20 protein-coding genes are annotated in these 16,921 nt (G+C 65.0%); 15 read left to right on the top strand and 5 right to left on the bottom strand.

The annotated features are described in order from the left end of the window. The first annotated feature begins 15 nt into the window (after positions 1 to 15). Entirely contained in the window at positions 16 to 798 is a 783-nt protein-coding gene (gene pcaD, locus I6F31_RS13520) for a 3-oxoadipate enol-lactonase (RefSeq protein WP_225185533.1), read from the top strand. A gap of 110 nt (positions 799 to 908) precedes the next feature. Next, entirely contained in the window at positions 909 to 1,301 is a 393-nt protein-coding gene (locus I6F31_RS13515; protein ID WP_024340834.1) for a carboxymuconolactone decarboxylase family protein, read from the top strand. Here I6F31_RS13515 and I6F31_RS13510 read toward each other — a convergent pair. Beyond that, the gene (locus I6F31_RS13510; protein WP_036012858.1) at positions 1,263 to 1,802 is read right to left on the bottom strand and encodes a hypothetical protein; all 540 of its coding nucleotides are present in this window, start codon (positions 1,800 to 1,802) and stop codon (positions 1,263 to 1,265) included. The two genes, I6F31_RS13515 and I6F31_RS13510, sit on opposite strands and share 39 nt — an antisense overlap. Positions 1,803 to 2,103: 301 nt before the next feature. Then, entirely contained in the window at positions 2,104 to 2,265 is a 162-nt protein-coding gene (locus tag I6F31_RS13505; RefSeq protein ID WP_167361691.1) for a hypothetical protein, read from the bottom strand. 262 nt (positions 2,266 to 2,527) lie between these two features. Here I6F31_RS13505 and I6F31_RS13500 point away from each other — a divergent pair, with 262 nt between their 5' ends. From I6F31_RS13500 to I6F31_RS13480, 5 genes are all read left to right on the top strand, one after another. Then, on the top strand, positions 2,528 to 3,445 hold the full coding sequence (locus I6F31_RS13500; protein WP_057029507.1) for a branched-chain amino acid ABC transporter permease: 918 nt from the start codon (positions 2,528 to 2,530) through the stop codon (positions 3,443 to 3,445). Positions 3,446 to 3,450: 5 nt separating this feature from the next. Beyond that, complete coding sequence (gene livM, locus I6F31_RS13495; protein WP_225114385.1) at positions 3,451 to 4,770, top strand: high-affinity branched-chain amino acid ABC transporter permease LivM; 1,320 nt, start codon at positions 3,451 to 3,453, stop codon at positions 4,768 to 4,770. Then, positions 4,767 to 5,600, top strand: coding sequence for an ATP-binding cassette domain-containing protein (locus I6F31_RS13490; protein ID WP_036012867.1), 834 nt, complete (start codon positions 4,767 to 4,769; stop codon positions 5,598 to 5,600). Before livM ends, I6F31_RS13490 begins: the two co-directional genes overlap by 4 nt. Next, a complete protein-coding gene (locus I6F31_RS13485; RefSeq protein WP_025037253.1) occupies positions 5,597 to 6,334 on the top strand; it encodes an ABC transporter ATP-binding protein in 738 nt (245 codons plus the stop codon). Before I6F31_RS13490 ends, I6F31_RS13485 begins: the two co-directional genes overlap by 4 nt. A 151-nt stretch (positions 6,335 to 6,485) precedes the next feature. Next, positions 6,486 to 7,604, top strand: a complete 1,119-nt coding sequence (locus I6F31_RS13480) for a branched-chain amino acid ABC transporter substrate-binding protein (RefSeq protein ID WP_036012868.1) — start codon at positions 6,486 to 6,488, stop codon at positions 7,602 to 7,604. Positions 7,605 to 7,713: 109 nt separating this feature from the next. Here I6F31_RS13480 and I6F31_RS13475 read toward each other — a convergent pair whose 3' ends face one another. Next, positions 7,714 to 8,100: a response regulator gene (locus I6F31_RS13475; protein WP_225185532.1), complete on the bottom strand. Its 387-nt coding sequence runs from the start codon at positions 8,098 to 8,100 to the stop codon at positions 7,714 to 7,716. 235 nt (positions 8,101 to 8,335) lie between these two features. Here I6F31_RS13475 and I6F31_RS13470 point away from each other — a divergent pair, with 235 nt between their 5' ends. Genes I6F31_RS13470 through I6F31_RS13460 form a run of 3 tightly spaced genes read left to right on the top strand, consistent with a single transcriptional unit; the run spans position 8,336 to position 12,464 of the window. Further along, positions 8,336 to 11,149 carry a PAS domain S-box protein gene (locus I6F31_RS13470; RefSeq protein WP_036043571.1) on the top strand — a complete coding sequence of 938 codons (2,814 nt, stop codon included), beginning with the start codon at positions 8,336 to 8,338 and terminating at the stop codon, positions 11,147 to 11,149. Between the two features lie 55 nt (positions 11,150 to 11,204). Continuing rightward, positions 11,205 to 12,203, top strand: a complete 999-nt coding sequence (locus tag I6F31_RS13465) for a P1 family peptidase (RefSeq protein WP_225185531.1) — start codon at positions 11,205 to 11,207, stop codon at positions 12,201 to 12,203. A 48-nt stretch (positions 12,204 to 12,251) separates the two neighbouring features. After that, complete coding sequence (locus I6F31_RS13460) at positions 12,252 to 12,464, top strand: KTSC domain-containing protein (protein ID WP_036027804.1); 213 nt, start codon at positions 12,252 to 12,254, stop codon at positions 12,462 to 12,464. A gap of 13 nt (positions 12,465 to 12,477) precedes the next feature. Here I6F31_RS13460 and I6F31_RS13455 read toward each other — a convergent pair whose 3' ends face one another. Further along, positions 12,478 to 13,230, bottom strand: coding sequence for an EF-hand domain-containing protein (locus tag I6F31_RS13455; protein WP_225185530.1), 753 nt, complete (start codon positions 13,228 to 13,230; stop codon positions 12,478 to 12,480). A 254-nt stretch (positions 13,231 to 13,484) separates the two neighbouring features. Here I6F31_RS13455 and rpe point away from each other — a divergent pair, with 254 nt between their 5' ends. From rpe to I6F31_RS13430, 5 genes are all read left to right on the top strand, one after another. Next, complete coding sequence (gene rpe, locus I6F31_RS13450; protein WP_036012875.1) at positions 13,485 to 14,186, top strand: ribulose-phosphate 3-epimerase; 702 nt, start codon at positions 13,485 to 13,487, stop codon at positions 14,184 to 14,186. A gap of 47 nt (positions 14,187 to 14,233) precedes the next feature. Next, positions 14,234 to 14,833 carry a hypothetical protein gene (locus I6F31_RS13445; RefSeq protein ID WP_225185529.1) on the top strand — a complete coding sequence of 200 codons (600 nt, stop codon included), beginning with the start codon at positions 14,234 to 14,236 and terminating at the stop codon, positions 14,831 to 14,833. Positions 14,834 to 14,923: 90 nt separating this feature from the next. Beyond that, positions 14,924 to 15,064 (top strand): hypothetical protein, encoded by a 141-nt coding sequence (locus I6F31_RS13440; protein WP_167361692.1) that lies wholly within the window; start codon positions 14,924 to 14,926, stop codon positions 15,062 to 15,064. A gap of 4 nt (positions 15,065 to 15,068) precedes the next feature. After that, positions 15,069 to 15,248 carry a hypothetical protein gene (locus I6F31_RS13435; RefSeq protein WP_036012879.1) on the top strand — a complete coding sequence of 60 codons (180 nt, stop codon included), beginning with the start codon at positions 15,069 to 15,071 and terminating at the stop codon, positions 15,246 to 15,248. A gap of 21 nt (positions 15,249 to 15,269) precedes the next feature. Then, complete coding sequence (locus tag I6F31_RS13430) at positions 15,270 to 15,458, top strand: hypothetical protein (protein ID WP_036012880.1); 189 nt, start codon at positions 15,270 to 15,272, stop codon at positions 15,456 to 15,458. A gap of 27 nt (positions 15,459 to 15,485) precedes the next feature. Here I6F31_RS13430 and I6F31_RS13425 read toward each other — a convergent pair whose 3' ends face one another. Next, entirely contained in the window at positions 15,486 to 16,919 is a 1,434-nt protein-coding gene (locus tag I6F31_RS13425; RefSeq protein ID WP_225185528.1) for a bifunctional serine/threonine-protein kinase/universal stress protein, read from the bottom strand. Positions 16,920 to 16,921 lie beyond the last annotated feature (2 nt).

The following is a 16,921-nucleotide window of genomic DNA, read 5'->3' as shown; positions in this document are numbered from 1 at the left end:
GAACGGAGACGCCGCATGCCCATGATCGATGCCGACGGATGCCTCCTCAACGTCTCCGTCGAAGGCCGCGACGGCGGGCCGACCTTGATGCTGTCGAACTCGCTCGGCTGCACGCTGCAGATGTGGGAGCCGCAGATGAAGGCGCTGACGCAGGTGTTCCGCGTCATCCGCTACGATCGCCGCGGCCACGGCAAGTCGAACGTCCCGCCTGGCCCCTACACGATGGAGCGGTTCGGCCGCGACGTGCTCGCGATCCTCGACGACCTCAACATCGAGAAGGTGCATTGGTGCGGCCTGTCGATGGGCGGCATGGTCGGGCAATGGCTCGGCGGCAATGCGCCCGAAAGGTTCGGCAAGCTGATCCTCGCCAACACGTCCTGCTACTATCCCGATCCAACAAACTGGCACAACCGCATCAAGGCGGTAAAGGAGGGAGGCATCGCCGCGGTCGCGGATGCCGTGATCGCGGGCTGGCTCACCCAGGATTTCCGCGAGCGCGAGCCTGCGATCACCGCGAAGATGAAGTCGATGCTGCTCGCCTCGCCTGTCGAGGGCTATCTCGCCTGCTGCGAGGCGCTGTCGACGCTCGACCAGCGCGCGCTGCTGCCGAAAATCAAGAGCCCGACGCTCGTGATCGCCGGCCGCCACGACGTGGCGACGCCGATCTCGGCGGCCGAATTGATCCGCTCCAGCATTCCCGGCGCCAGCATGACGATCATCGACGCCGCGCACATTTCGAACGTCGAGCAGCCGCATGCGTTCACGGATGCGGTGGTGGGGTTCCTGACGCAGCGCTAGCAACAACCGTCATTGCGAGGAGCGCAGCGACGAAGCAATCCAGTCCGTCTCCGCGGACACATTTCTGGATTGCTTCGCTGCGCTCGCAATGACGAAAGAGGAGGAACAGAATGGACGACCAGAAGCGCCGCGATGCCGGCATGAATGTGCGCCGCAAGGTGCTGGGCAATGCCTGGGTCGACAAGTCGATCGCGAACCGCAATGCCTTCAACACCGACTTCCAGGACCTGATCACCCGCTACGCCTGGGGCGAGATCTGGACGCGGCCGCATTTCGACGAGCGCACGCGGCGCGTGCTGGTGATCGGCACCATGGTCGCGCTCGGGCAATGGGACGAATTCCGCCTGCACGTGCGTGCGGCGCTGGCCGAGGGCGGCTTCACGCCCGACGACATCAAGGAGATCCTGCTGCAGCAGGCGATCTATTGCGGCGTGCCGGCGGCGAACCACGCCGTCAAGGAAGCCTCAGCGATTGTGCAGGAGCTCGGCCTGCTCAAGACCTAGAGGCTGAAGATTCGGCGGTGCGGCGACCTCGGCCGCCTTCGACGCTGCCTCCGGCTTCTCGATCACGAGCACGACGGCGGCACCGAGCAGCATCAGGAGCTCGGTGGCGTGGAGCCGAAGCGCGGCCATCTCGCCGACCTTCGAGGCCATCACCATGCTGGCAAAGGAGATCAGGCTGCCGATCGCCAGCGCAATCCCGAGCGCCTCGTCACTGCCGCCGCCCTTACGGGTGCGGGGAATACAGAGCAGCACGAGGTAGATTGCAAAGAACGCCACCACGGTCAGCCTTCCGAGCGCCAGCAGCCAGGCGGCACGCACCGTGTCCATGCCCGCCATCTGCAGATGGTCGCTCAGGTACAGCGCCACCGCGACGCTCGGCCGCTCGTAGAGGCCGCGCACGGGCGCGACGATGATGCTGAAGGCTATGAGGCTCCAGACGGGAATGAAATAGGCCGCCAGCAGCGCGCCGTTGACCGAGCCGATCCGCCAATTCCTGAACATGCCGCTTCCCGCCTGATTTGCCGAGCCTTCGATGGAAGGCGGCGGCCATGCCGGAGCTAACTCGCATCAGACTGTGGCGGCAATTTAAACCCTTTGTTTACCTTAACTGCCCGCCCGCTTTCGTCATTCCGGGGCGGCTCGCAGGAGCCGAACTATGGTGCGCAATTGCGCACCTGAGAATCTCGAGATTCCGGGCCTGCTGCTGACGCACCATCCCGGAATGACGGGCAAACGATTGCCCCAAGAAAAAAGGCCCCGCCTTCCGGCGGGGCCTCTCCTCACTCCTGGGCTCCCAAACTCGCTATTCCTGATCGCGCTGGCCGCCCTGCTGCTGGCCCGGGCGATCGCCCTGGCGCGGGTCCTGCTGCTGCTGTCCGGGTTTCTGGCCACCACCCTGCTGCGGGTTGCGCTGGCCGGGATTCTGACTCTGCTGACCCGGATTCTGGTTCTGCTGCTTCGTCATTCGGGGAAACTCCCTTGTTGGACGTCAGAGGGGAGACAACGGCCGGCATCCACTTTGGTTGCCTCGGGAACCGGGTTCCTCGCAGGACCCAGGGAACCCGGCGCCGAAATGATCTCTGTACAAGCCTTAAGGTGGAGACCGGGCCAGTTGCAGCCGCCAGTTCCCTCCTGTTACAAAACCCAAATGCTCAAGGGCTGCCGGGGCCCAAGAACTCTCTGCAAGAGCTCCCTTTGAGCAGCGTCAAGTTTGGGTACGGCAGCTTATGGATTATTTCGCCCAGCAGCTCATCAACGGCCTCGTGCTCGGCTCGATCTACGGCCTGATCGCGATCGGCTACACGATGGTCTACGGCATCGTCGGCATGATCAACTTCGCCCATGGCGACGTCTTCATGATCGGCGGCTTCATCGCCCTCATCACCTTCCTGATCCTGATCTCGCTCGGCCTCACGGCCATTCCCCTGATCCTGCTCGTGGTGCTGCTGGTCTCGATGGCGATCACCGCGCTCTATGGCTGGACCATCGAGCGCATCGCCTACCGGCCGCTGCGCCATTCCTTCCGCCTCGCCCCGATGCTGTCGGCCATCGGCATGTCTTTCGTGCTGACGAATTATTCGCAAGTGGCGCAAGGCGCCCGGGTCAAGCCGATCCCGCCGGTCATCACCGGCGGCTATACGCTGCATGAAAGCGCGGACGGCTTCGTCATCCAGCTTTCCAACATCCAGATCATCGTCGTCATCACCACCATCGTGCTGCTGGCGATCTTCACCTGGCTGGTGTCGAACACCCGGCTCGGGCGCGACATGCGCGCCTGCGAGCAGGATCAGACCATGGCAGCGCTGCTCGGCGTCAACGTCGACCGCACCATCTCCATGACCTTCGTGATCGGCGCGGCGCTCGCCGCCGTTGCGGGTCTGATGTACCTGCTCTATTACGGCCTGGTCGACTTCTTCATGGGCTTCGTCGCCGGGATCAAGGCCTTCACCGCCGCGGTGCTCGGCGGCATCGGCTCGCTGCCCGGCGCCATGCTCGGCGGCCTTGCGATCGGCCTGATCGAGACGTTCTGGTCGGCCTATTTCTCGGTCGAGTACAAGGACGTTGCGGCGTTCTCGATCCTGATCGTCGTGCTGATCTTCATGCCGACCGGCCTGCTCGGCCGTCCCGAAGTCGAAAAAGTCTGACGCGCGTGACAGCTCCCTCCACCCACACGACCAAACCTGCAACGGGCATCCCCGCTCTCCTCAAGACCGCCTTCATCAACGCAGTGATCGCGCTGGTGCTGTTCTCGCTGATGGTGGGCGTCCGCACCGAGGCGGGCTCCGACGGCCAGCTCACCTATTGGACGCGATTCGGCGAGCTCGCCTCCCTCGTCGCCGCGGTGTTCGGCGGCTCGATCGTGATCGAGCTGCTCAGGCAATGGATCGGCCCGGCCGGCACCGAGCAGCTGGTGCCGCCAGCGTTGCAGAAGGGCGTGTCGCTGGTCGGCCGCTACCTTGCGCCCGCGCTGCTGATCTTCACGCTGCTGGTGCCCGTGATCTTCTATAACCAGCGCTACATCCTCGACCTCGCCATTCTCGTGCTCACTTATGTGATGCTCGGCTGGGGCCTCAACGTCGTGGTCGGGCTCGCCGGCCTGCTCGATCTCGGCTACGTCGCGTTCTATGCCGTCGGCGCCTATTCCTACGCGCTGCTCGCCACCAATTTCGGCTGGTCGTTCTGGATTTGCCTGCCGCTCGCCGGCATCCTCGCCGCGTTCTGGGGCGTGCTGCTCGGCTTCCCCGTGCTGCGCCTGCGCGGCGACTACCTCGCCATCGTGACGCTCGCCTTCGGCGAGATCATCCGCCTCGTCCTGATCAACTGGCAGGATCTGACCGGGGGACCGAACGGCGTGTCCGGTATTCCGCGTCCGACCCTGTTCGGCATTCCGCTGAGCAACACTGACGATGGGCTGGCCAACAAGCTCGGCATCGAGTACTCGGCGACCCACCGTATCGTCTTCCTGTTCTATCTGATCCTGGCGCTGGCGCTGCTCACCAATTGGGCGACGATCCGCCTGCGCCGGCTGCCGATCGGGCGTGCCTGGGAAGCCTTGCGCGAGGACGAGGTCGCCTGCCGCGCGCTCGGCATCAACACCACGACGACCAAGCTCACGGCATTTGCGACCGGCGCCATGTTCGGCGGCTTCGCCGGTGCGTTCTTCGCCACCCGCCAGGGCTTCATCAGCCCGGAATCCTTTACTTTCCAGGAATCGGCGCTGGTGCTCGCCATCGTCGTGCTCGGCGGCATGGGCTCGCAGCTGGGCGTCGCGCTCGCCGCGCTGGCGATGATCGGCGGCTTCGAGCTGTTCCGCGGCCTCGAGACCTATCGTATGCTGGTGTTCGGCTGGGCCATGGTGCTGATCATGATCTGGCGGCCACGCGGCCTGGTCGGCCATCGCGCGCCGACCGTTTATCTGAAGAAGGCGCAGGCCATCTCCTCCGACCTCGTCAAGGAAGGACACGGATGAGCGGCGACAAGATCCTCAGCGTCGACCGGCTGACGATGCGCTTCGGCGGCATCGTCGCCGTGCAGGATCTCTCGTTCGCCGCCGAGAGGAAGAAGATCACCGCGCTGATCGGGCCGAACGGCGCCGGCAAGACCACGGTGTTCAACTGCATCACCGGCTTCTACAAGCCGACCGGCGGCGCCATCCGCCTCACCCACGATGACGGCAAGGAAATCGCGCTCCAGCGGCTCAATGACTTCCGTATCGCCAAGCAAGCCAAGGTCGCGCGCACGTTCCAGAACATCCGCCTGTTTCCCGGGATGACCGTGCTCGAAAACCTGATGGTGGCGCAGCACAATATGCTGATGCGCGCCTCGGGCTTCACCTTGCTCGGCCTGGTCGGCGCGCCCGCCTATCGCGACGCAGAAAAGCGCGCGATTGATCTCGCCTCCGACTGGCTGAAGCGGGTCAACCTGCTGGACCGCGCCGACGATGCCGCCGGCAATCTCGCCTATGGCGATCAGCGCCGCCTCGAGATCGCGCGCGCGATGTGCACCGAGCCCGCACTGCTGTGCCTCGACGAGCCGGCTGCCGGCCTCAATGCGCGAGAGAGCGCCGCGTTGAACGAGCTCCTGCTTTCGATCCGCAACGACCTGGGAACGTCGATCCTCCTGATCGAGCATGACATGTCGGTGGTGATGGAGATCTCCGACCACATCGTGGTGATGGATCACGGGGTGAAGATCGCACAAGGCACGCCGCGCGAGGTGCGCGACGATCCCAAGGTGATCGCCGCCTATCTCGGCGCCGACGAGGAAGAGGCCATGGCCGTCATGGAGAGCGGATCGTGACGGCGGCATCCCCCCTGCTCGCGATCCGGGGCCTGCGCGCGGCCTACGGCAAGATCGAGGCCTTGAAGGGCGTCGACGTCGACATCAATTCCGGCGAGATCGTGGCGCTGATCGGCGCCAACGGCGCCGGCAAGTCGACGCTGATGATGACGATCTTCGGCAAGCCGCGCGCCCGCGCCGGGCAGATCCTGTACGAGGGCAAGGACATCACGGCCGTCCCGACCCACGAGATCGCCCATTTGCGCATCGCGCAGTCGCCCGAAGGCCGCCGCATCTTCCCGCGCATGAGCGTCGCCGAGAACCTCCAGATGGGGGCCGACGTCACCGAGAGCACGCCGGCGGAACGGGAGAGCACACTCGAGCGCGTGTTCGCCCTGTTTCCCCGCCTGAAGGAACGTTTCGCCCAGCGCGGCGGAACCCTGTCCGGCGGCGAGCAGCAGATGCTGGCCATCGGCCGCGCCTTGATGAGCCGCCCTCGCCTGCTCCTGCTCGATGAACCCTCGCTGGGGCTCGCCCCGCTCATCGCGCGGCAGATTTTCGACGCCATCCGCACACTGAACCGGCAGGACGGCCTGACCGTGCTGATCGTCGAGCAGAACGCCAACCACGCCCTCAAGCTGGCCCATCGCGGCTATGTCATGGTCAACGGCCTGATCACGCTGGCCGGCAGCGGCGCCGAATTGCTGCAGCGCCCCGAAATCCGCGCCGCTTATCTGGAAGGCGGCCGGCACTGACCGGCCCCGCCCTGCGCGAGAATGCGGCTAGATATCTTGGCGTATGCCCGTATTTTGCCGGTGACTTCTCCTCGAATTCATTCAAGAATGGCGCCGGTTTGAACCGGGCATGCCCGGCAACTTCCACAGGCGACCACCCGCGAGGTATCTCATGAAATCACTGAAGCTCATCGGTCTGGCATTCGGCGCATCGCTCGCGCTATCGAGCGCGGCATTCGCGCAGGATGTCACCGTCGCAGTCGCAGGCCCGATGACCGGCGGCGAGTCCGCCTTCGGCCGCCAGATGAAGAACGGCGCCGAGATGGCCGTCGCCGACATCAACGCCGCCGGTGGCGTCAACGGCAAGAAGCTCGCGCTCAACGCCGAGGACGACGCCTGCGATCCGAAACAGGCCCGCTCGATCGCGGAAAAGATCGCCGGCGCCAAGATCCCGTTCGTCGCCGGCCATTTCTGCTCGTCGTCTTCGATCCCGGCCTCTGAAGCCTATGCGGACGGCAACGTCCTGCAAATCACCCCGGCTTCGACCAACCCGCTCTTCACCGAGCGCAAGCTGTGGAACGTGGCGCGAGTCTGCGGCCGCGACGACCAGCAGGGCCTGATCGCCGCGCAGTACATCGCCAAGAACTACAAGGGCAAGAACATCGCGATCCTCAACGACAAGACCACTTACGGCAAGGGTCTTGCCGACGAGACCAAGAAGGCGCTCAACAAGGCCGGCATCACCGAGAAGATGTACGAATCCTACAACAAGGGCGACAAGGACTTCAACGCGATCGTCTCGCGCCTGAAGAAGGACAATGTCGAGCTCGTCTATGTCGGCGGTTACCATCAGGAAGCCGGCCTCATCCTCCGCCAGATGCGCGATCAGGGCATGAAGACGGTGCTGATGTCGGGCGACGCGCTCGCCGACAAGGAGTACGCCTCCATCACCGGTCCCGCCGGCGAAGGCACGCTGTTCACCTTCGGTCCCGACCCGCGCAACAAGCCGACCGCGAAGAAGATCGTCGAGGCGTTCAAGGCCAAGGGCATCGATCCGGAAGGCTATACGCTCTATACCTACGCTGCGCTGCAGGTCTGGACGCAGGCGGTCAAGAAGGCCGGCACCACCGACGCCAAGAAGGTCATGGAGACCATCAAGGCCGGCAAGTGGGACACGGTGCTCGGCCCGATCGAAATTGACGCCAAGGGCGACCTCAAGCAGATCGACTATGTCGTCTACAAGTGGGACGCCAAGGGCAATTACGCCGAGCTCGGCGCCAAGGGCTCCTGATCAAGGGCTCCTGATTCCAGGATGCTCTTCGGGGATCCCGATCAGCGATCCCCCGAAAGGCTCCCGCCATCGACCACGCCCCGGCTTGCCGGGGCGTTCTTTTGCCCGGTCAGACCGCGGCCGAGATCTCGCCGCCGGCCCCGGCCTGGGCCTTGCGCAGGGCCTGCAGCAGATCGTTCGGCCGAAACGGCTTTTGCAGGCCGACCACGTTGGCGAGGTGGGGCGATTGGTCCATGAAATCGAGTGCCGTCATCCCGGATACCGCAATCACCGGCAGCGCCGGCGCGCGTTCGCGCAAGGCGGTGATGACGTCGACGCCGCTGGTATCGCCGAGGAAGATGTCCACGATCGCCGCGTCAAAGCGGCTTTCCGCAAAGGCCTTCAGCCCCTCCGCGCCGGTTTCGGCCTCCACGACCTCGAAATGGTTGACCCGAAGCACGATCGCCACCATCGCGCGGACGTCCTTCTGGTCGTCGATGATGAGAACGCGGGGCATGGGGGCAAACTCCCGATCTCGAAATCAAAATCGCCTGTTTCAAGCCTGGAACCGGCCGCAGCGGCAGGGCATTATGACACCGCCCAGTAAAGTGCCCCTTACCAATCCCTGTTCCGTGCTCTCACCGAAATTAGGTAAGCTGTAACCCTCGGTTGAGTCGTAAACCGGTTCCGTGACCACCTGCGCCCAGAACCCGCTACGATGAACGGACTGCCGGCGAATGAGACTAGCGGAGATGCTCAAGCCCATCGACTCGCGCGAAATGGACGTGCCTGCGCCGATCGACCGAAGCACATTTCTGTCGACGCTGCCGGCCACGTCGGCCGACCGCACTGCAGCATTGACGATTGTCGGTGTGTCCTCGCTCCTGTTCGCCGCAGCCGTGCCCTTCGCCGGTACCCCGCTCCTGCCGGTGCCAGCCTTCGTCGCCAGCTATCAATCCGCGCTGGCCGTGAGCGACATCGTCACGGCAGTGCTGCTGCTGTCGCAATTTGCGATCCTGCGCACCCGCGCGCTGCTGTGGCTCGCCAGCGGCTATCTCTTCACCGCCGCGGCGGCGCTGGTTCATGCCCTCACCTTCCCAGGGCTGTTCACCCCGACCGGACTCCTGGGCGCGGGCCGACAGACCACGGTGTGGCTCTACATGATCTGGCACGCCGGCTTTCCGCTCTGCGTGATGGCATATGCCTGGCTGAAGGAGAAAGACGGTGGGCCCCGGATCCGCGGCGCGGTAAGCACCGCGATTTATGCCTGCGGGCTCGGCGTCGTCGCCGCGATGGCGGTCTTCGCCTGGATCGTCACCGCGCAGCATGATCTGTTGCCGGTCCTGTTGAGCGAGGGCCGCTACACGGCGACCATGATCGGCGTCGTGTCCTTCGTGTGGTCGCTGAGCTTTGCCGCGCTGGTCTCGCTCTGGTTCCGCAGGCCGCATACGGTGATCGACATCTGGCTGATGGTGGTCATGTGCGCCTGGCTGTTCGACATCGCCCTGTCGGCGATCGTCAACGTCGCGCGCTTCGATCTCGGATTCTATGCCGGCCGGCTCTACGGCCTCGCCGCGGCGACCTTCGTGCTCGCGGTGCTTCTGATCGAGAATGTCCGCCTCCAGGCGCATACAGTGGGCCTCGTCGGAAAGCTGCGCCAGCAATCGGCCTCGCAACGCGACTATTTCGGCAAGCGCCTCGCGCTGTACGGCGCCGTGGTCGAATCCTCCAATGACGCGATCATCACCAAGTCGCTCGACGGCATCATCACCAGCTGGAACAAGGCCGCCGAAAACCTATTCGGCTACTCCGCCGCCGAGGCCGTCGGCAAGCCGATCGACATCATCGTGCCGCCGGATCGCAAGGGCGAGATCAGAAGCACCCTCAACCAGATCGCCAGCAATGAATCGATCGCCCAGCACGAGACGGTCCGAATCCGCAAAGACGGCCGCCCGCTCGACGTCGTCCTGAACGTCTCGCCGCTGCGGACCGACGATGGAGAGATCATCGGCGCTTCCAAGATCGCCCATGACATCACGGAAGAAAAGCAGGCTAGAGAGAAGCTGCGCCGCGAGACCGAGGAACGCCAGCGGATTTTCGAGACATCGCAGGACCTGATCCTGGTCACCGACGGCTACGGCAATTTCGTCCAGGTCAGCCCGAGCGTGCAGAACATTCTCGGCTACAGCCCCGAGGACATGGTCGGGCACAGCGCGATCGAGTTCATCCATCCCGACGATCTCGAGAAGACGCGGAGCGAGATGCGCGCGGCCCGTCGCGGCGCGGTCAAGCGCAGCTTCGAGGCGCGCTACTACCATTACGACGGTCACGAGGTCACGCTGAACTGGATGGGCACCTGGTCCGAGCCGGTGAAACGCCACTTCTTCATCGGCCGCGACCTCACCGACAAGCAGGCCGCCGAAGCCCAGCTCCGGCAGGTCCAGAAAATGGACTCGATCGGCCAATTGACCGGCGGCGTCGCCCACGACTTCAACAACGTGCTGACCGTGATCACGGGCACGATCGGCATTCTCAGCGACGCGGTCGCCGACCGGCCCGATCTTGCCGCGATCACCAAGCTGATCGACGACGCCGCCGAGCGCGGCGCGCAGCTGACCAAGCACCTGCTCGCCTTCGCCCGCAAGCAGCCGCTGCAGCCGCGCGAGATCGACGTCAACGCACTGGCGCTCGAAGCCGCCAAGCTCTTGCATCCGACGCTCGGCGAGCAGATCACCATCATGCCGCAGCTCACCGAGGATGCCTGGCCGACACTGGTCGACCCGGGCCAGCTCTCCACCGCGATCCTCAATCTCGCGCTGAACGCGCGCGACGCCATGCCCGAGGGCGGCACCCTGGTGCTAGAGACCCGCAACATCTTCCTCGACGACGGCTATGCCAGCATGAACCCCGACGTCGTTGCCGGCAATTACGTGATGATCGCGGTCAGCGACACCGGCACCGGAATTCCTGCCGAGCTGATCGACCGGGTGTTCGATCCCTTCTTCACGACCAAGGAGGTTGGCAAGGGCACTGGCCTCGGCCTCAGCATGGTGTTCGGCTTCGTCAAGCAATCGGGCGGGCACATCAAGATCTACAGTGAGGAAGGCCACGGCACGAGCGTGAAGATCTACCTGCCGCGCTCGACCGGTGTGCAGGAGACCGAGTTCGAATCGCTCCAGAATGCGCCAATCACCGGCGGTAACGAGAAGATCCTGATCGTCGAGGACGATGCCTTGGTGCGGCAGTATGTCGTGACGCAGGTCAAGAGCCTCGGCTATACCGCGCTCGAGGCCGCCAACGGCGCCGAGGCGCTCAATATCATCGACAGCGACGAGACCATCGACCTGCTGTTCACCGACATCATCATGCCCGGCAACATGAATGGCCGCCAGCTGGCCGACGAAGCCCACAAGCGCCGCCCCGACCTGAAGACGCTGTTCACCTCGGGCTACACCGAGAACGCCATCGTCCATCACGGCCGGCTCGATTCCGGCGTGCTGCTGCTGGCCAAGCCCTACCGCAAGTCCGAGCTCGCCAAGATGCTGAGGACCGCGCTCGCCGGTTGAGCCTGCGGCATTGCTGCGCTATCGCAGATCGTGAATTCTCAAACACGAGGCCGCCTTGAAGAACCTTCTCACCGATATCGCCGGCGTCCGGGTCGGCCACGCCGAAGATCCGAAAGTCGGTTCCGGTGCGACCGCGATCATCTTCGATTCTCCTGCGATCGCCGCGATCGACGTGCGCGGCGGCGGCCCCGGCACGCGCGAGGATGCACTGCTCGATCTCGCCAACACGGTCGAGCGCGTCGACGCTATCGCGCTGTCGGGCGGCTCGGCCTTCGGCCTCGACACCGGCGGCGGCGTGCAGGCCTGGCTCGCCGAGCAGGGCCGCGGCCACCGGGTTCGCGAAGCGCTGATCCCGATCGTGCCGGGGGCGATCCTGTTCGACCTGCTCAATGGCGGCGACAAGGCCTGGGGACGCTTCTCGCCGTATCGCGACCTCGGCTATGCCGCGGCGACTGCCGCCACCAGCGCGGATTTCGCGCTTGGCAGCGCCGGCGCCGGTTTCGGCGCCACCACCGCGACGTTCAAGGGCGGGCTTGGCTCGGCATCGGCCGTGACGCCGAGCGGAATCAAGGTCGCGGCGATCGTCGCCGTCAACGCCGTGGGCAGCGTCACCGTCGGCAATGGCCCGTGGTTCTGGGCGGCGCCGTTCGAGGTGGACGGCGAATTCGGTGGACGCGGCCTGCCGGACAAGTTCACCGAGGACATCCTCCGCATGCGCATCAAGGGCGGTCCTGCCGCGAGCGCGCGCGAGAACACCACCATCGGCGCCGTCGTGACCAACGCGGTGCTGACCAAGCCCCAGGCCAAGCGGCTGGCGATGATCGCGCATACCGGCTTCGCCCGCGCGATCTATCCGGTGCATGCGCCGACCGACGGCGACGTGCTGTTCGCCGCCGCCACCTGCGAAACGCCGATCGAGCCGCTGGTTGGCCTCACCGAGCTCGGCACGATCGCCGCCAACGTGGTCGCCCGCGCGATCGCCCGCGGCGTCTACAGCGCGACGGCCCTACCGTTTCCGGGCGCGCAGGCGGCTTGGAAGGACCGGTTCGGCTAGAAACGAAACCGTCACCCAAGCGTTACCCGGCGGACAAGGTGTGCGGCCATGCCCTCTTCCGTGATCCGCTTTTTTCGCTATGCGCCAGAGAGACGCGAACTGAAGGTGACGTTCGTCAGCGGGCGCCTCTATGTCTATGAGGATGTTCCGCCCGAGATCGCTGCTGCGTTCAGGGATGCGCGCGCAAAAGGAACGTTCTTCAATCGCGAGATCCGCGACCGCTATGCCTGTCGTGACATCACGCACGAACTTGCCGGGTAACTTCGGGACGCGCTCACACGCTGATCGACATCGATGAAGCTGCTGATCCCGCAGTGGCCTGCGCCTGGCGCTGCATCATCTGCCCGAACCAATCGTAAGGCGAATTGCCGCCACCTTTCGCATTCGACGAGCTGGCGGCGCCCGGCACCGTGGTCGACATCTTGAAGCCGTCGGCATAGGTGACGGTGGTGGTGGTCGAGCCGTCGGCATTGGTCGTCGTGGTCGACGTCGAGCCGCGGCTGGATTGCGACGAGGAATCCGAGCCATCGCCCGCGCCTTCCGCGTGATCACGGCCGTGACCGCCCCTCAGCGCCTTCGTCATCTCGCCGAGATTGACGCTGCCATCCGCATTCGCGTCCATCTTCGAGAACACGTCGTCGGCCTGGGCCAGGTTGGTGCCGCCCGCTCCGAGCGCGTCCTCGAACTCGGACTTGGTGATCTTGCCGTCGGCGTCAGCGTCGATCTGCGAGAACAGATCCTTCAGCGCAGCCTCCCGGCCCTTCGACGACGAGGATGTGCCGTTGGCCGACTGGCCCTGCGCCGCGAACAGCGCATTCATCGTCTCCGCCGAGATCTGCGGATATTTACCTGCATTGACCGACGAGGTCGCGCCGGTCGTGCTGCTGCTGCCGCTGTCGATTGCGAACGGATTGGTCGGCGCGCTCTGCGAGGAGCCGGTCTTGTGCGCCGCCGACGACGATTTCGCGTTTGTCAGCGACTGGATCGCGTCGAGCGCGCTCGATACCGCACCAAGGGCGAACAACATTGCACAACTCCAACAGGATGCGGCATGCCGCGACCAATGTTCTGCGGCTGAACTCAGCAAGCGCCGTGCCATCGCGAAAAGCTCAACGAATTCCGCATCCGTCGGGTCGTGCAGGCCGCGGGAACATCGGCAATTCATGCCGCCGGCGGCAGAAATTTCCGCCCACAGGAAGCGCGCCCCTCCTGCATTGCCCGCCACAAGAGCCCATGTTAGGCGAGGCCATTCGTCGTCCGTCCGCCCCGGGAAAACGCGCCATGACCCAAGCTTTCGCCCCCCGCCCCCTGGCCATCGCGCCCTCGATCCTGGCCTCGGATTTCTCGAAGCTCGGCGAGGAGGTGCGCAGCGTCGACGCCGCCGGCGCCGACTGGATCCATCTCGACGTGATGGACGGGCACTTCGTTCCGAACATCTCCTACGGTCCTGACGTCATCAGGGCGATGCGCCCGCACACCAAGAAGATCTTCGACGCGCATCTGATGATCTCGCCCTGCGATCCCTATCTCGAGGCCTTCGCGAAGGCCGGCTGCGACCACGTCACCGTGCACGCGGAGGCAGGTCCCCATTTGCACCGCTCGCTCCAGGCGATCCGCGCGCTCGGCAAGAAGGCCGGCGTCTCGCTCAATCCGGCGACGCCGATCAGCGCGCTCGAATACGTTCTCGACCTCGTCGACCTCGTGCTGGTGATGTCGGTCAATCCCGGCTTCGGCGGCCAGGCCTTCATCCCCTCCGCGATCAACAAGATCCGGGACATCCGCGCGATGGTTGCGGGCCGCCCGATCGACATCGAGGTCGACGGCGGCGTCGGCCCCGATGTCGCGGGTGCGCTCGCCGCGGCCGGCGCCAACGCTTTCGTCGCGGGCACCTCGGTGTTCAAAGGCGGCACGCAGGAGGCCTACAAGACCAACATCGCCGCGATCCGCAACGCGGCACTTGGGGCACGCGGCGAGGCGATCTGAGACCATCGCTATCCGAACCGGAGCCGCGGCCGCTACGACCAAGTGGAATGGATAAACTCCGCGCCACTCCGTTTACTGCCGGCCTGCTTCGTCTTCTCGCCGAGTCCCTTCATGATGGAGAGCAAGTGGTCTGGCAGGGGCAGCCCGACGCCATCGCCAACGCGACAATGTGGCGATTTCTCTGGTGGATCGGATTTCCCTGGTTGTTGCTGACCGTCATCGCCGTCAGCAACGATTGGATCGACCAAGCGACCCAACCTCTGGCAATGATTGGAGTTGGGATGATTGCAGCTCCGTTCGTGATGCTGCTGCAAGACCTGCAGACGCTTTATGTGATCACCGACCGCCGCGCGCTGATCGTGCGCACGGCCTGGAGCAGACGCAGCGTGACCGCTACTTCGTTCGACGCCATGGATGAAGTGTTCGAAATCCTCGACATCGGCGGCGGCGTCGGCCACCTGAACTTTGCGTCAGGACGCTCGACCCGTTCGCCCGATACCGACTACACCGGGCGCTATGGGTTTCGCTGTGTTCGAGACGCAAGGCGCATCCGGGGTATCCTCGATCATGCGCGCACCGGCAAAGTACGTCGGTCGCACGCGGGAAGAACTGCGGCTTCCACGGGTTCTGCAAGGCGCAAAGCTTAAAATTGTAGCCTTGGTCCGTACTCATCCGGACTTCACTGATTCGCGCAAATCATTGCAAGTGATTCCTGCCTGTTTTCGCGGGAGCACATCATGACGACGACCCTGGTTTGGACTGGCGTGGCGTTGTGGATTGGTTTCAGTGCGTTTGTGGTGTTCGGTCCCTCGGCCGGACCGGTCGAGGCCCCGGCACGTCCGGCCCGCAACATCCGCCGCGACCGCACCAGAGGCTGACGTCATGCAGATCGCACTCGTGAGGCGTCAGCCGAAGCGCCGGTGCCGGATTCCACGGCGCCCGCATCCGAGCCTCGATTATTTCTTCGGCCGCCTCGAGCGCGCCGATGGCACGCTGGACGACGATGCCGGGCTCGACAATTCGGACCTCGACCGTTCGCTTGGCTCACCGCGCCGACACTAAGACCTCTTTTCCGGACCACCCATGAAACCGCATTGCCCGAACTGCCTGAAGGAAATGACCAAGGCGTCCGCGTCGCGTAACCTGTTCAATTGCGAGCCCTGCCGCGAGATCATCCAGTATTTCGGCGGCAGCGCCGATCACGGCGAGCCGGGACCGCAATTCTCCTGGCCGATCCGCCGCAAGCGCGCGTTTGCCGTCCACGCGGCCTGATCCGGCCCGCAAATCGCCCCGGCCGGCCTAACCTTCGCCGGCCTCCGGCCCGTCGCCGTCCCCCGCCAATCGCGGCGGCCGCACCACGGTGACGGTGCAGTTCGCCTCCGAGGCCACCTTGGCCGACACGCTGCCGAGCAGCATGCGCCGGAACGAGCTCTGTCGCGCGCCGATGATGACGTGGTCGACCTGGTTGGCCTTGGCAAACTCCAGGATCGCGGCGGCGGGATCGACCGCCTCCAGCACATGAGCCGACAGCCGGCTCTCGTCCAGCTTGAGCGGCGTTGCCCAATGCCTGAGCGCGACCAGTCGGTCGATATGCTTGTTGGAGCCCTGCTCGTCCAGGGTCCGGTCGATCGCAATCCGGTTCAGCTTGAGCACGTTGACGCAGGCAAGCCGCGCCGAGGGCAAGGTGGCGAGGATGCGCTCGGTGGTCACGCGCAGCGCCTCGTTCAGCTCCGGAGCGCCCTCCGCCGTGTCGAGCGCAACGGCGAGGATCGGGCTCGATGCGATCTGGGCTGCGACATCCGATTTCGCGCGCGGCGCCATGACACCCTGGTTGAAGCGCCGGCGCCAGGCGATGCCGAGGGAATCGCGCTTCACCCGCTCCGAGCGCGCGGTGAGCTTGACCTGGTCCGGATAAGCGAGATCGAAGGCAAGCTGGGCCGCGGTCGGATAGCGCCACACCGGCTCGATCTCCAGACAGCGCAACACCACCTCCTGAAGCCAGGGCGGATAATCCGCACGAAGCTTCCGCGGCGGATGCGGATCGCGCCACAGCCGGCGCCGCATCGCCCGCAGCGTCTCGCCCTCGCCGAACGGCCGCTCGCCGGTGGTGAAGAAATAGAGCAGCACGCCGAGCGAAAACACATCGCTGCGCGGATCGTCGCGCACCCCGAGCAGCCGCTCGGGTGCCATATAGGGCGCGGTGCCGTAAGGCAGGCGGAATTCCTCCTGCAACAGGTCCGGCAGGTGGTTGTGATGCGACAGGCCGTAGTCGATCAGCACCGCCTCGCCGCTCTCGCGGAACATGATGCTGCTCGGCTTGATGTCGTGGTGGATCACGTTCTGCCGGTGCAGATCCGCAAGCGCCGTGGCGATCCTGGCGACGAGCTGCCGCGCCTCGTCATAGGGCAGCGGCAGGTCGGGGAGCCGCTTGTACAGCGTGGCACCTGGAATGCGCTCGATCACGACATAGGCTTGGCGGGCGAAATCACCGGTGCCGAAGCAGGCCGGCACGTGCGGCCCCGCCAGCCGCGGCAGGATCATCATCTCCATCTCGAAGGAGACGATCGCGGCGGCGTCCTCGCCCTCCGACACCCGCGGGATCTTCATCAGCAAGGGCACGTCGATGCCGGGATGGGTGACGGTCCACAGCGTCGCCATGCCGCCGGCATGAACGCATTCGCCGATCGTAAAACCGTCGATCTCCGCGCCCGACTTGACCAGGGGTTTGGGCATCC

Origin of the sequence: Bradyrhizobium sp. NBAIM01 (genome assembly GCF_020194115.1) — a bacterium.
Taxonomy (GTDB): domain Bacteria; phylum Pseudomonadota; class Alphaproteobacteria; order Rhizobiales; family Xanthobacteraceae; genus Bradyrhizobium; species Bradyrhizobium yuanmingense.
This window is presented reverse-complemented; position numbering and strand designations above follow the sequence as displayed.